At 49.9% G+C, this 13,574-nt stretch carries 11 protein-coding genes; 3 read left to right on the top strand and 8 right to left on the bottom strand.

The features are described 5' to 3' along the window. Nucleotides 1–6 precede the first annotated feature (6 nt). From AC6I3O_RS07025 to AC6I3O_RS07015, 3 genes are all read left to right on the top strand, one after another. The gene (locus AC6I3O_RS07025; protein WP_497850242.1) at nt 7–1,839 is read left to right on the top strand and encodes a DUF3863 domain-containing protein; all 1,833 of its coding nucleotides are present in this window, start codon (nt 7–9) and stop codon (nt 1,837–1,839) included. Then, on the top strand, nt 1,812–2,030 hold the full coding sequence (locus AC6I3O_RS07020) for a hypothetical protein (RefSeq protein ID WP_497850241.1): 219 nt from the start codon (nt 1,812–1,814) through the stop codon (nt 2,028–2,030). Before AC6I3O_RS07025 ends, AC6I3O_RS07020 begins: the two co-directional genes overlap by 28 nt. A gap of 142 nt (nt 2,031–2,172) precedes the next feature. Then, nucleotides 2,173–2,853: a GntR family transcriptional regulator gene (locus AC6I3O_RS07015; RefSeq protein WP_497850240.1), complete on the top strand. Its 681-nt coding sequence runs from the start codon at nt 2,173–2,175 to the stop codon at nt 2,851–2,853. On the opposite strand, the gene AC6I3O_RS07010 is transcribed toward AC6I3O_RS07015, so the two are convergent. From AC6I3O_RS07010 to AC6I3O_RS06975, 8 genes are all read right to left on the bottom strand, one after another. Further along, nucleotides 2,813–3,505, bottom strand: a complete 693-nt coding sequence (locus tag AC6I3O_RS07010) for an anaerobic ribonucleoside-triphosphate reductase activating protein (protein WP_497850239.1) — start codon at nt 3,503–3,505, stop codon at nt 2,813–2,815. The two genes, AC6I3O_RS07015 and AC6I3O_RS07010, sit on opposite strands and share 41 nt — an antisense overlap. A gap of 89 nt (nt 3,506–3,594) precedes the next feature. Next, nucleotides 3,595–4,179: a TetR/AcrR family transcriptional regulator gene (locus AC6I3O_RS07005; protein WP_497850238.1), complete on the bottom strand. Its 585-nt coding sequence runs from the start codon at nt 4,177–4,179 to the stop codon at nt 3,595–3,597. Between the two features lie 45 nt (nt 4,180–4,224). Next, nucleotides 4,225–4,494 carry an acylphosphatase gene (locus AC6I3O_RS07000; protein ID WP_497850237.1) on the bottom strand — a complete coding sequence of 90 codons (270 nt, stop codon included), beginning with the start codon at nt 4,492–4,494 and terminating at the stop codon, nt 4,225–4,227. A 125-nt stretch (nt 4,495–4,619) separates the two neighbouring features. After that, the gene (hypD, locus tag AC6I3O_RS06995) at nt 4,620–6,995 is read right to left on the bottom strand and encodes a trans-4-hydroxy-L-proline dehydratase (protein WP_497850236.1); all 2,376 of its coding nucleotides are present in this window, start codon (nt 6,993–6,995) and stop codon (nt 4,620–4,622) included. Between the two features lie 6 nt (nt 6,996–7,001). After that, nucleotides 7,002–7,910, bottom strand: a complete 909-nt coding sequence (locus AC6I3O_RS06990; protein WP_497850235.1) for a trans-4-hydroxy-L-proline dehydratase activase — start codon at nt 7,908–7,910, stop codon at nt 7,002–7,004. A 287-nt stretch (nt 7,911–8,197) separates the two neighbouring features. Beyond that, nucleotides 8,198–9,142, bottom strand: a complete 945-nt coding sequence (locus tag AC6I3O_RS06985; RefSeq protein WP_497850234.1) for a DUF1848 domain-containing protein — start codon at nt 9,140–9,142, stop codon at nt 8,198–8,200. After that, nucleotides 9,126–9,719 carry an HD domain-containing protein gene (locus AC6I3O_RS06980; protein WP_497850233.1) on the bottom strand — a complete coding sequence of 198 codons (594 nt, stop codon included), beginning with the start codon at nt 9,717–9,719 and terminating at the stop codon, nt 9,126–9,128. Before AC6I3O_RS06980 ends, AC6I3O_RS06985 begins: the two co-directional genes overlap by 17 nt. Before the next feature lie 22 nt (nt 9,720–9,741). Next, a complete protein-coding gene (locus tag AC6I3O_RS06975; protein WP_497850232.1) occupies nt 9,742–13,572 on the bottom strand; it encodes an efflux RND transporter permease subunit in 3,831 nt (1,276 codons plus the stop codon). Between the last annotated feature and the right edge of the window lie 2 nt (nt 13,573–13,574).

The raw sequence follows: 13,574 nt of genomic DNA, 5'->3' as shown, positions 1-13,574 counted from the left end.
GAAAAAATGAGTGATTTTATTCTGAACGTAATCCATCGTCCCGAGATGGTTCCGGAGTATTCCGCCACCGTTACAGGACACGGCAAAGAGGAGGATATTGGAGACAAGAAACTTTTGACCGAATCTCTGGATATTTTCAAGACCCAGCAGAGGCTTGCCCATGAAAATGGGTTGAAAGTCACAATTCATATGACCTATGCCGCTCTTTTTAATGAGGAAGCCGTGGCAATCGCGAAAAACGACCATGAGGTATATGGGGATGAGATTGCCCTCTCCCTTCTTGGGCTGCCCTGTGAGGAGTTCCGCGAGAAATATAAGACTAAGGATTTCTGCATCTGGATGTTCTCCATGGAGGACAAGAAACGGATTGTGGATGATGTTTTCGGCAAATTCCACGATATTTTCGGATTTTACCCGGAATCCACCGGTTCCTACTATATGGACGCGGATCTGACCAACTATATCAAGGAAACATATCCTTCCGTAAAATGTGCCATTGCTACGTGTTGGGAAGAGGGTCCCAAAGCCTATCATACCTGCAATAATTCCTGGTATACGCTGTTCGACGGCGGTCCGTGGGCGCCTTGGATTCCATCTAAGCAGAATACCCATGCACCGGCGGCGGATGAGTCTGAGGACAGTGGGATTGTGGCAATCCCCCATCTGTCCAGGGATCTTCTGGCGTGTTATGACGGCAACGGCTCTAACTTCGGAACCCATCCCCAGAATGTGCTCAGAGGCATGATTTATGATACCAAAACTTGGGAATTTCCTTATCTCTATAATCTCATCGACCAGTACCGTGCCCAGGAGAAGTATAATAACGGTTATTCTTATAATATGATGTTCGTAGGTCCTGGCTGGATGAATAAGATGGGACGGTGGGAAGCTCCTTATGAGCTGCTTCTGAAATCCTATTCGGATGGGTGCAAGTATTACGGTGATTTGAAGAAAGAGGGCAAGCTCATTGATATGACCATGTCTGAATTCGCGGACTATTACCGGGAGAAAAAGTCCTACAAGGAGCCGGAATGTGCGCTGTGGCGGGACATCCTTTATGGTTCTGACAAGCAGGTGTTCTGGTATACCGACCCGTATATGAGAGCTGGGGTAAGCATGGATCAGGGCGGAGCGATTTTTGATCTGCGTCCCTATGCGGCGAAGCTTAAATGGGAGGTCGGTATCGGGACGAAGCATGTGCAGGATGCTTCTTATCCGTTCTTGATTCAGGAGAAATACCGGGCCGGATATTTCACCCATTATGCGGGTGAAGGGACGATTCGGAGCGCGAAGCTCAGTTACAAGGGCGAGGAAGTGGATCTGTGCCTGTGTCGCACGAAGGCGCATTTTTCTCAGGAAGGGAAGACCAGGATTCTGACCCTTGACCCTGTGACCATTGAATTTGCCGATTTATCACTGACCCTTCTGACAAAGGAATATTTCGAGGAGGGAAGCGGTTCGATTAAAATTGAGCGTACCGTCCTTGAGATGAGCGACCCGTCTGCCGAGGTCGAGCTGAATGAGTATATGGTGGCTTGTTATGGGACGACGGAATATCCGGAGGATATGACGGGGATTACCCTTACCTGTGAAGGCAGTGAGCCGAAGGAAATCGTGTATGAGTACCGCTGCCGTGAGGAGAGCCTTAAAGGCGCATCGGCTGTTTCTGCCATAGTTCCGGCGATTGAAACGAAGGTTTCTATGACGGCTTCTTCAGAGGCGGAAGGGTATATCCGGGAAGGGTATGCATTTTCCCCGATGTTCACGCTGGGGTACAAGAAAAAAATAAAGGATAAGGAGATGTTTGCGACATGGCTCAATCTGGAAAAGGCAAATTAAATTACAGATGTCCTTCCTGCTTTATGCGGGATCTGGATATTGATATGTTTTATGATAAGGATAAGAAGGAGTATTACTGTATCCGGTGTCAGTATACGGGAACCGAAGAGGATGTGCTGGCGAAGAATGAGATGGTCAGGACGCGGTATGGGGCGATGAATACCAGGTATACGAAGTTTGATTTTGATTAGGATGGATTTCACATGTAAAAGGGGCTGTCGGGATTTCCCGGCTGTCCCGATTTTTTAATACTCGTTTCCAGTTGCCCGTTTTAACCTTTTATAGTATGATTAATCTATGCACAATATTTTTTGACAAAACGGAGGGAAAACCATGGCTGAAAAGACCGCATCCCTTGCCACACAGGCATACGATAAGATAAAAGAGAATATCCTGAACCTGACCTATCCCCCCGGGACGCCGCTCACCGAATCCTTGCTTGCCGCAGAACTCGGCATGAGCCGAAGCCCAATCCGGACAGCCATCCAAAAGTTACAGTCAGAAGGGTTGATCGTCTCCGACTACTACAAATCCATAACTGTCCGGGAGATTACCGACAAAGATATCAACGAGCTTTACCAGATCCGCGAACTGTTAGAAGGCGCCGCATTCCGTCTGATCTTCACCTCCGGACGGAATGAAGAATATTCTTACCGCCTTGAGGAGAAAGTTGTCCGCATGTTTGCCGCCGCCGAAAATACCTATGAATGGGAGCTTGCAGATACCGCCATGCACATGGAGATTATCAGCATCTTTGAAAATGGACGGATTAACAGAATCTATGAAAACAACCTTTGCGAGCTGATCCGCATCGGGCAGTTTGCCGTCAGGAATGGGATGCAGATAGAAAAGACAAACGAAAATCTCAGGAAGATGATTGAATATATGCGAAAAGGCGATGCCGAACAATCCTTCGCAATCCTGAAGGCAGACCATTTTGAAATCGGGCGGGACAGTGCATTGAAAGATACCTCTACCACCCCCGCAACTTCGCCTGCGGCACTTCCTTCCTGACAATCTCTAACGCCTGCTCCATGATACTGTCATTGTACTTATGAAGTCCTGGCCGTATCACATGTTCGGAGTTGTAGAAACGTTGGAGATAGTACCGTTTCGCATGGGCAATCCATTTCCCAATGGACTCAAAATCCGACCGCTGGTGATATTCCAGCACAACGGTCGTACAGAACTCATACGGCACGGCGTCACTGAGCAGAAATTCTATGCTCTTTTTAACATTTTCCAGGTCATACCCCTGAATCCCCACCGTCTTCCCGTAACTTTCCGGGGAATTCTTAACATCCATGGCAACATAACTGACCAGCCCCTCGGAAACGAGCCGCTTTAATTTATCCGGGAAACTCCCGTTCGTCTCAAGTTTTACCTCATATCCCAATTCCCTGACATATCTCAGGAAATCCTCCACCCCATGCTGAATCAACGGCTCCCCGCCAGTCAGGCAGACTCCGTCCAGGATTCCCTGATATTTCTCCAGAAATGCATAAACTTCCTCCGCAGGAATCTCACTGTTCTCGTGGGTATTCATCACCAACGGCTTATAATAACAGTATGGACAGCGGAAATTACATCCTGCCGTGAATACCGTACAGGAAATCTTCCCCGGATAATCTAATAACGAAAATTTCTTTAGGCCCTGTATTACCATACTTTCAGCCTCCTTTTCCGTTCTTTCATAACCCTTATCCTGCTTTCCGATGGAGCGCCCTTACGGCAGATGCAAATGTACGGCGCCGCCTATGCCTTGAAGTGTTCCATCATGTAGGGCATGCATTCCTTGCTGTACTCTCCAAGTGAGTACCTTCCTTTATTCAGGCACCAGTCCGAAACCAGGGCGCGTTCACACATGGCATAATATCGAGTCACCTCGCTCACCGCAAGCTCCCCGCGTATCTGCCCCCGCTTCTGCCCTTCCTCCACGATCTGATCCAACAGCCTGTAGTAATTGCGGTTGCGGTCTAACAGATGGCTCTGTTTCTCTGATACAAGCTGCGTGGAATACAGAGAGGCAAGCAAGTCAATGTTAATCTTCTCCTCCATCATCGTATGCATCTCATAGTTCAGATATAATAGTTTATCAAAACTATTCATCTCCGGCTCCATCTTTGACTCCAGCTCTTCATAATAATCATCCAGAATCATAGACAACGTATTCAAGAGTTCATCCTTTGTGCTGAAATAGTAGTAGAAGGAACCCTTGGAAGTCTGTGACAATTCAATGATATCGTCTACTGTCGTACCGTTGTATCCTTTTTCGTAAAATAACTGCCATGCTGCGGAGACTATCCTGCTCTTCACGCTTTTCTTGATTTCTTTTCCCATGCCATTCTCCTATCCTGCTGCCAACTGATTCCTTACATTCGTATCCTAACACACCCTAAAACGGCTCTCCTCCACTACCGGAATCTCCTCCTCATCAATCCAGTCAATGGAAATATACATCCCCCTGTTCAGCCCTTCCATCAACTTATAAATCAAGGCTTGCCGCCCCTGGACTTCCATCCGCACAGTACCGTCATATTCATTCCTGACCCACCCGGTCAGCCCAAGGGAACCCGCCAGATGCTTTGCCGTATAACGGAAACCGACTCCCTGCACTCTTCCATGGAATACCAGCCGTTTTCGTATCTCTGCCATAATAACCATATCCTTTATCACTTTACATTATTGTAATGGTTTTTTGTCAGAAAAGCAAGAAAAAGGTCACGAGAAAGGGATGAGGAAATTTTTGTTCCCCATCCCTTACACAGGCCATGCCGTGATTAATTAAAATTCTGCTCCGTCCTCTCGATAATCTCATCCTGAAGCGGCTTGCTTAAATTGCGGAAGAAGTCGCTGTATCCCGCCACACGGACAATCAGGTCTTTGTACTCCTCCGGATTGTTCTGGGCGTCAATCAACGTCTGCCGGTCAATCACATTAAACTGGATATGGTGTCCGTCCATGGAGAAATAAGACCGGATCAGGCTTGCCATATGGTCAAGCCCCTCTTCGCCCGCCACAACATCCGGCGTGAACTTCTGGTTCAGCAGTGTTCCCGCCGTCGCAAGGTGATCCATCTTCGCACAGGACTTGATGACTGCCGTAGGCCCGTTGGTATCCGCTGATTTCTCCGGGGAAATGCCCTCGGAAACCGGCTTATGGGCTTTCCTTCCATTCGGCGTCGCAAGGATGACGTCGCCGAAGTACACGTGGCAGGTGGTAGGCAGCATATCTACCCCGTACTTGCCGCCCTTCATGTTCGGACGCCCTGTAATCGAGCTTCTGTAAAGCTCGAACACCTCCTGCATGATATCGTCCGCATAATCATCGTCATTGCCATACTTAGGAGTCTTGTCATGAACCATGCGGTAAATGGCATCGTATCCTTCATAATCATGCTCCATCGCCTCAATCAGCTCTTCCATGGTAAAATTCTGCCTGTCGAACACATTATATTTCACAGCGGCAAGGCAATCTGTGACCGTACCAATGCCCACGCCCTGAATATAGTTGGTATTATACCTTGCGCCGCCTGCATTGTAATCCTTTGCATTAGAAATGCAGTCATTGGTCACAACGGAAAGGCACGGCGCAGGCATCTCCTGTGCATACAACTGCTCAATCACGTTGTTGCCGCGAATCTTGATGTCAACGATATGGGCAAGCTGCTTCTTGAATGCCTCCCACAGCTCCTCATAGGTCTTGAAATCCTTCGCATACCCCAGTTTCAGGCCAATCTGTTTCCCGGAATACTGGTCAAATCCGTTGAACAGCGTCAGCTGGAACACCTTCGGGATGTTCAGATACCCGGTCAGGATATAAGCCTCGCTGCCCCACGCGCCCGTCTCCACACACCCGGAAGAGCCGCCGCGCCTTGCGTCCTCAAGGTTCTTTCCTGCGTTAATCAGCTCCATAATCTGGGCTTCCGTATTGTAAAATGCAGGCTGTCCCCATCCTCTCCTGGAAACCTCGCAGGCTCTCTTTAAGAATTTTGCAGGAGTCTTCTTGCTGATGGTCACGTTCGAGTTGGGCTGAACCAGCTTCATCTCATCCATACAGTCCAGAATCAGGTAGCTTACGTTGTTCACCCCGTTACGTCCGTCCGGCGTCACTCCGCCTGTATTGATATTTGCAAAATCCGTATAGGTTGCGCTCTCCTTCAATGTAATGCCCACCTTCACCGGGGCAGGCTGGTTATAGAATTTCACCCACAGGCACTCTAAGAGTTCCAACGCCCTTTCATCGTCCAGGATTCCAGCCTCCACATCCCTCTCATAATATGGGTTCAAATGCTGGTCAAGCCTTCCCGGGCTAAATGCGTCCCATGGGTTCAGCTCTGTGGTGACGGCAAGGTGGGTGAACCAGTATAACTGGATTGCCTGCCAGTATGTCTGGGGCTTGTGCGCCGGAACCACCTCAAGGTTCGCAGCGATCTGAAGAAGCTCTTTCTTTCTTGTCTCATCCCCTTCTTTTTCTGCCATCTCAAGGGCAAGTTCATGATAACGCTCACCAAGGATGAGCACAGCGTCGCAGGAAATATCCATTGCCTTCAGCTCTTCGCATTTATTCACCGCATCCGGATCGTTAATGTAATCCAGAGCCTCCATGGTCTGACGGATCTTCTCCTTGTAGTCCATGTATCCCGTCGTAAATACCTGCTCCCCGCCACAGGTATGCCCCGGTCCTCTCTGCTCCATGAACTCAGTGAACATTCCTGCGCTGTAGCACTCATGCCATTCCGGGGTCATCCGCGCAAGGATCTTCTCCCTCATGCTTCTTCCCGTCCAGTATGGAATAATCTCCTCTGCCTGTAACTTCCGGTCTTCTTCTGTGGTGTGGAAGGATACCAGCTCACGCTCGCTCATGACCACCATGTCCTCTACGCTGTGGCAGCAAAGCTCCGGGAATGTGGGGGACGCCTGAGGATCTCTTCCCTTCTCTCCGATAATCAGCTCCCCGTCGCCTAAGTACAATGTCTTCTTAGAGAAATACTCTTTGAGAACCATCGCACGCATGACAGGGATGGAATATTTTCCATCGTTTTCTTTGTAAAAATCCGTCTCGATTTTTGCCCTTTCAAGGTCAATGTGAACCGGTGTCGTCACACTGAGTTCCCTGAGCTTCTGGATTCTTTCATTCATACCACGCTTTGCCATGTCCATTTAACCTCCTATTTTTGTGTTCTGGAACCCGGCTTCCTGAAAGAGCCGGACAAACTCTTCCATCTTGGCCCGTTCCGGTGCATGTAAATCTGTTCCCTTATATTCCATATCCAGCTTCGGATACTTGCCGCTCCCTGTATCGTGGTAGGGCAGCAGGTTAATCTGAGGCGGATGGATATCGTGTTCTTTCAGAAACGCTATGGTTTCCTTCATATTCTTCTCATTGCCGTTCACTTCTTTTATCACGGGAATCCGTATGTAGATTCTCGCCCCGTCCCTGGCAAGGCGGACCAGGTTCTCAAGAATCAGCTTGTTATCCACACCCATATATTGTTTATGGCGCTGTGAATCCATTACTTTTATGTCGTAGAGAAATGTATCCACATAAGGCAGGATTGCCTGAAACTTCTCGTATGGGACATGCCCGCAGGTGTCAATGGTAAGCGTCACATCCTGCTTCTTTAGTTCCTTTGCGGCGGCAAGGAGATATTCCATATCCATCGTCATAACCTCCCCGCCGGAAAACGTAACCCCTCCGCCGGAGTCTTCATAAAAAATCTGGTCCTTCATCAGCTCTTTCACAAGCTCTTTTACCGTATACTCACGCCCAACGACCTCACGGATTCCTGCCGGGCAGAAGTTCTCACACTTGCCGCACAAGGTACAGGCTTTACGGTCCAGTACAGGTCTTCCATCCTTCATTGTGATTGCCTGACTGGGGCAAATCTTCGCACATGCGCCGCAGCCTGTGCATTTCTCCGGATCGTACTGCATCTCCCTTTCATAACGCCGGGTCTCCGGATTGTGGCACCACTGGCATCTAAGCGGGCATCCCTTGAAAAACACAGACGTCCGGATACCGTCCCCGTCATGGACCGAGAACTTCTGTATATTCGTAATATTTTTCATCTCATAATCCTCTCATCAACCGCAGTACATCTGCGGAACAAACCAGCTTGTTTCCTGCACCCATTCTTATTTTAGACCGCAGTTTAAACTATAGTTTAAATATATCACCCTGTTACTATTTTGTCAATGAATTGATATTATATCTTTCATCCAAAAGTATCAACCGCGCATCCGCAGATAAAATAATAACTCTGGCGCACATACTCATGTGTACGCCAGAGTCTTTACTGGAACCAGAAGACACTTAGCCCTTGCCTGCCATCTGCTTCTCCTGCTGCTAAATCATCTTAAAATCCTGTATACATCCCAGGCAGATCAAACAGCGATATCTGGATATCCCTGCCCGACGTAACCGCCCGCTCCTTGATCACTTCATCGCCCCGCACATGCCCCACAAGGAGCGGGGAATCCGGGTCGTGCTGCCCATACTTGTTCCGGGCATTCTCCTGGCTTCCCGTGGCATAGCAATACTTACACCCATGGATGCAGGTGTGGTATATCCCAATATCCACGCTCTCCACACACCGGCACTCCTTACGCTGCCCGCCATCCTTTTTCAGATCCAGACGATATCCTGTCAGGCTTCTTATCTTCGCCTTATCAATACATGCACAGTGCCCAATCCCGAAACGCTCAAGATTCATCTTCTCCGCACAGGTAAAAAGCGGAAGGTTGTAACTTCGGGCAATCCTGCTAAGTCCCCCTGCCAGCTTCAGGATTTCATCCTCCGTAAGCTCCCGGAACGGGCTGCCCTTATATGCGTCCACAAAGCTGATGATACATCTTGTTGTCGCCTTGGCAAGCCACCTGCACATCAGCTCGAACTGCTCCAGATGATAGGATATGGTATACTTCTCCGTAAGCAGGAGCGGGTCGAACCGCCAGTCCATGCGTTCCCTCCCCAGTTTTTCGCTCATCAGCACAAAGGACGCCATCACGTCCGACGTATCCGCCAGATTCACCTCCATATCTGACTCATAGTCTGTGATTGTCACCTGAAAATAATACTCATAGCCCATCTCTTCAATCTCGCGCAGATACGGCAGCATAGGCCTTGGATTCTTCGTCCAGAACACGATACAATCCACCGTCTCAGGAGACAGGAAAATCCTTTTTATCTTTTTACGGTTATATGGATTCGGAACCAGCACTTCCCCGGCTTTCAGGCGGTTCACGAACCACTCCGGATATAACGCCGGAATATCCGTTCTTCTGCTAGCGCTGATTATCATTACTCAGTTCCAATCCTGCCCTGCCGTACACGGGCGTAAAATCCCCAAAATTCTTCTCGATCAGCCTGCAATACTCCTCAAAGGGTTCCGCGCCTTCAAAGGGTATCCTAAGAACGTCCCGGACTCCCTTGTAATACCACCCAATGATATGCTTGTCCTTCATGCGGAACCTGTTCCAGAGTTCTTCCCCCAGAACAGGATAATCCCTGTCGATATCCCGGATATTCGACAGCTTATCCGCAAGTCCGATCATCTGCACATCCCTGGGCGCATTCCGCAGGTGTTCAATCGTACTGAGCTTCCTGTCCATCCAGGATTTTGACTTATCCTCACTCTCCTGGGCGACAATCCTTGCCACCCGCTCCGAAAACTCCTGCGCCAGTATCCTCTGCGTCACCCCTTCACAGTCTTCAATCGTGTCGTGCAGCACAGCCGCACTGATTACCTCCTCATCCTTCGTCATCGTCGAAACAATATCCTTCACCTCCACCGGATGAACGATATACGGACGCTTCGTCCCCTTCCTAAATTGCCCTTCGTGTGCCTTAAATGCGAATTCGACTGCTCTGTCAATCATACTCTTACCTCTCTTAATGCCGCTACTCATCTAACAGGTTTTCTTCCTCCTCAATTCCTTCACGAAGCCTCGCTTTTTCTTTTTTATGGAATAAGTTAAATATACAGGGAACGACGAACAAAGTCAATACAGTTCCGTATATCAATCCTCCGATTGTCACCACGGCCATCGGCTGGACCATGTCCGCCCCCATGCCGAACCCGGCTGCCATGGTGGACAGGCCAAGGATCGTGGTCAGCGCCGTCATAACGATTGGGCGAAGCCTGGTCGTTCCCGCCTCCACAAGGGCTTCCCGCTGTTCCATTCCATTTTCAATGAGCTGATTGGCATAGTCAATGAAGACAATCCCATTATTCACAATAATACCCGACAGCATGACGAATCCAATCATGGCAATTACGCTGACCGGCATCCCGGCAATGTAGAGCGCCAGAAGCCCTCCGGTAAATGCAAGGGGTACGGTAAACATGACGATGAAGGGTGAGCGCAGGGACTGGAACTGCGCTACCATGATAAGATACATGAACACCAGCGCAAGGGCAAGCATCTTAAAGAGTTCCACCATCGCCTCCATAATCGTCTCATCCTCACCGGTCATCCTGACTTCATAGCCTTCCGGTACGCTGTAACCGCCTAAAGCCTTCTTCACCCGATTACTGACAAGACCGATATTATCCCCATCTTGAATCTCCGCCGTTACGGACATATAGCGGCTCTGGTCCATGCGGCTGATTGCCTGTAGGCCGGAGGCGTCCTCAAACGTGGCGATATCCCCAAGTTTTACCTCTTCTTTCGTCCCGTCCTGCTTCTGCGCCGTGACTGTAAGGTTCTTCACATCCTCGCGGGTCAGGCTTTCATTGGCGTCGTCCAGCACATAGACGTCGTACTCGTTGGTGTCCGTGGACAGCGTCGTTGCCGTCCTCGCCTCCGAGAGCTTGCCGGAAAGTTCCTGGTACACCTGCGCCACCGTCAGGCTGTGCTGCGTCGCTTTTGCTTTATCCACAATGACCCGAAGCTCTTCCTTATTATCCTCGGTTCCGTCCGATACGTTCTGCGTTCCTTTGACGCCCTCCACGATTTTCTTGACATCCTTTGCAATCTTCTGCAGACGGTCTAAGTCCTTACCCTTTATCTGGATATTGATTCCGGCGCTTCCCAAAGCGCTCATATCCATGTTGGACATATTTACCGTAAGCTCTCCGGCAAGGTCTTTCGTAACCTTCTCGATTTCCTTTTTCAACTGCTCGTTGGACATGGAAGGATTCTCCTTGGTCGTGGCATAAAAGGAAATGCTGTTGCTCTCTGACTGCCCTCCTCCCATCATGGAGTCTGAAGCCATCAGGCCGCCCACATCCTCGATATCTTTGATTTTACTTACCCGTTCCATCACCTCATCGGCGGTCTTGGCCGTCTCTTCTAAACTGGTTCCCTTTTCCATCTCCAGATCCATGCTGATCTGGGTACTCTCCATGTCAGGCATGAACTGAGTTCCTCGTGTCAGCTCTATGGCTATGCTGCCTGCGAACAAGAGTAAGGCGCCAAGGATGACAAGGACTTTATGGTTCAGGGCGCAGCGGAGCATAGTTCCGTAAATCTCCCGCACCTTGATAAAGAACCGTGACTCCTTGTTCTCCGTCTTCCTAAGCAGCCCCGCTGACATCATCGGAACCAGGGTCAGGGCAATCAGGAGACTGGCAAGCAGGGAATAGGCGATTGTCAGTCCCATATCCACAAAGAGCTGCCTTGTGACTCCTGAGGTAAATACGATAGGAAGGAACACACATACGGTAGTCAGGGTGGACGCCGCGATCGCCCCGCCCACCTGTCTCGCCCCTTCGATTGCGGCTTGTTTTGCAGACGCGCCTTCTTCGTTCCGCATCCGGTAAATATTTTCAATCACGACGATGGAGTTATCCACCAGCATACCTACTCCCAGCGCAAGCCCTGACAGGGAAATGATATTCAGTGTGACTCCGGAGAAATACATCGCCACTAACGCCGTCATGATACTGATTGGGATAGAGCATGCGATTACAAACGTTGGCCGGATGCTCTTTAGGAATACCAGCAGGATAATGACTGCAAGCGCCGCGCCGTACACCAGGTTCTCCAGCACAGAATTAACAATTAAGTCGATGTAGACTCCCTGATCCATCAGGACTACCGTATCAATGCCAGAATGCTCTTTTTTCACCTGCTTCAGACGCTCTAACACCCGATCGCTTACGTCGCCCGTGGAATAACCGGTCTGCTTCTGGATCATCAGCATGACGCCGGCGTTTCCGTTGATTTTCGCATAGGTCTCGTCTGCATTGTTGACTATTTCAACGCTGGCTACGTCCGACAGCTTCACAGGGTCGATTCCTTCCATATCCACCAGCACTAAGTCTTTCAGTTCTCCGATGTTTTTGAATTTCTCACCCACACGGATAAGGAAATCGCTCCCCTCTTCCTGCACATAGCCTGCCGGCATGCTGAAATTCTCTGCCGAAAGGATGGTCTTTACCATGTCCGCCGTAAGGAGGCTGCCGATTTCTGCCCCGGCGGAGGCTTCTTCCATGGCAGATTCCATCTGCGCCTCCTGCATTTGCAGAGCGGATTCCCCTGCGGCAAGCTGCGCCGTGCCTTCTCCGATACCAACCGCTGCCTCTAACTGGGCGGACGCAAGCTCTCCCCTTGCCTGGGCCAGTGTCATGGCTCCCTCGTTGATTTGCTGCTGCACTGCCTGTAACTGGCTTTTCCCGGTCACCAGTTGGTTTTTGCCTTCTAAAAGCCCCGCCTCCTGCTGTTCTAACTGCTCAATAGCCGCCACGATTGCCGCCCGCGCCGTCTCGTAGACTCCGTCGCCTACGATTGTCTCAAGTTGGGCCAGTTGTGCTTCCAGTTCTGCTTTCTGCTCTTCTGTAAGCCCAATATCCGGCAATTCCAGCGTACCTTTAATCTCGTCGTATTTTGCTTTCGACGCGTCAAGCTGAGTCAACTGGGCCTGTGCCTCTGCTTTTCCCGCCTGAATCAGGGCAAGGTTCTGCTGAAGCTGTGTCTCGGCTACATTTAACTCAGCCATCTTCTCCGTGATTTCCAACTGAGCCTGTTTGATTTCTTCGCTTTTCATAGAAATCTGTGACTCGGCTTCGGCTAAGCCGGAAGAAGCCTGTGCCTTGCCGGATTCCAGAGCGGCTTTCCCGCTTGCGACCTGGGCTTTCGCCTCATCCAGCGCGCTTTTTGCCTCGTTTACCTTCCGCTCCATTTCTGCCTTGATTTCGTCGTTCAGCTCTGTGACCTTCTGCTCGTTGACGGTGATTTCGACCGTTTCTTCGATGCTTCCGGTCACGGTGACGGATGCGACGCCTTCCACGCTTTCTACTTCGGGAATCACCTGTTCATCGATGATTTTGCTGGTTTCCGCCGCGTCTTCACCCTCGGCGCTCACCGCCGCCACCAGTACCGGCATCATGTCCGGATTCAGTTTCATAATGATGGGGTTCGACACTTCGTCGGGCCAGAAGCCTTGAATCTGGTCAAGGCTTTCCCGCATCTCGATGGTAACGGAATCCATGTTCGCCGTCTGGTCAAATTCCAGGACTACCGTAGAAGCATTTTCATTGGAAATAGACTGAACGGTCTTGATGTTGCTGACCGTCGCCATGGTCTGCTCCACAGGTTTCGTCACAATCTGCTCGACTTCCTCGGGGCTTGCGCCTATGTATGTAGTCATGACGATTGCATATGGAAGGTTCATGCTCGGCAGAAGGTCTACGGTCATATTGCCGAAGGAAACCACTCCCAGAATGATAATGAGTACTACGCCTACTACTACTGTGTAAGGTTTTTTTACGCTGAATTTTGATAGCATGT

The sequence above is a fragment of the Sporofaciens sp. St.21A7 genome (genome assembly GCF_059728535.1).
The sequence above is the reverse complement of the archived record's forward strand: the minus strand, read 5'-3'. Positions and strand labels throughout refer to the sequence as shown.

What these genes read in the sequence shown, in the direction of transcription:
- AC6I3O_RS07025 (WP_497850242.1), top strand. Translation starts at nt 7, where the DNA reads ATGAGTGATTTTATTCTGAACGTAATCCATCGTCCCGAGATGGTTCCG.
- AC6I3O_RS07020 (WP_497850241.1), top strand. Translation starts at nt 1,812, where the DNA reads ATGGCTCAATCTGGAAAAGGCAAATTAAATTACAGATGTCCTTCCTGC.
- AC6I3O_RS07015 (WP_497850240.1), top strand. Translation starts at nt 2,173, where the DNA reads ATGGCTGAAAAGACCGCATCCCTTGCCACACAGGCATACGATAAGATA.
- AC6I3O_RS07010 (WP_497850239.1), bottom strand. Translation starts at nt 3,505, where the DNA reads ATGGTAATACAGGGCCTAAAGAAATTTTCGTTATTAGATTATCCGGGG.
- AC6I3O_RS07005 (WP_497850238.1), bottom strand. Translation starts at nt 4,179, where the DNA reads ATGGGAAAAGAAATCAAGAAAAGCGTGAAGAGCAGGATAGTCTCCGCA.
- AC6I3O_RS07000 (WP_497850237.1), bottom strand. Translation starts at nt 4,494, where the DNA reads ATGGCAGAGATACGAAAACGGCTGGTATTCCATGGAAGAGTGCAGGGA.
- hypD (WP_497850236.1), bottom strand. Translation starts at nt 6,995, where the DNA reads ATGGCAAAGCGTGGTATGAATGAAAGAATCCAGAAGCTCAGGGAACTC.
- AC6I3O_RS06990 (WP_497850235.1), bottom strand. Translation starts at nt 7,910, where the DNA reads ATGAAAAATATTACGAATATACAGAAGTTCTCGGTCCATGACGGGGAC.
- AC6I3O_RS06985 (WP_497850234.1), bottom strand. Translation starts at nt 9,142, where the DNA reads ATGATAATCAGCGCTAGCAGAAGAACGGATATTCCGGCGTTATATCCG.
- AC6I3O_RS06980 (WP_497850233.1), bottom strand. Translation starts at nt 9,719, where the DNA reads ATGATTGACAGAGCAGTCGAATTCGCATTTAAGGCACACGAAGGGCAA.
- AC6I3O_RS06975 (WP_497850232.1), bottom strand. Translation starts at nt 13,572, where the DNA reads ATGCTATCAAAATTCAGCGTAAAAAAACCTTACACAGTAGTAGTAGGC.